1 pseudogene is annotated in these 473 nt (G+C 55.6%); it reads left to right on the forward strand.

What is annotated here, in order from left to right:
• A pseudogene (locus tag FVA95_RS29005) lies at positions 1-473 on the forward strand (actin, cytoplasmic 2); the annotation flags it as partial.

Consider the following 473-nt stretch of genomic DNA (forward strand, 5'->3'; position numbering starts at 1 on the left):
TGTTTGAGACCTTCAACACCCCAGCCATGTACGTAGCCATCCAGGCTGTGCTGTCCCTGTATGCCTCTGGTCGTACCACAGGCATTGTGATGGACTCCGGAGACGGGGTCACCCACACTGTGCCCATCTACGAGGGCTATGCTCTCCCTCACGCCATCCTGCGTCTGGACCTGGCTGGCCGGGACCTGACAGACTACCTCATGAAGATCCTGACTGAACGGGGCTACAGCTTTACCACCACTGCTGAGAGGGAAATTGTTCGTGACATAAAGGAGAAGCTGTGCTATGTTGCCCTGGATTTTGAGCAAGAAATGGCTACTGCTGCATCATCTTCCTCCTTGGAGAAGAGTTACGAGCTGCCCGACGGGCAGGTGATCACCATTGGCAATGAGCGGTTCCGGTGTCCGGAGGCACTCTTCCAGCCTTCCTTCCTGGGCATGGAGTCCTGTGGTATCCATGAGACCACTTTCAAC

It is taken from the genome of Pseudonocardia sp. EV170527-09, from assembly GCF_008369905.1.
In the GTDB taxonomy this organism is placed as follows: Bacteria; Actinomycetota; Actinomycetes; order Mycobacteriales; family Pseudonocardiaceae; genus Pseudonocardia.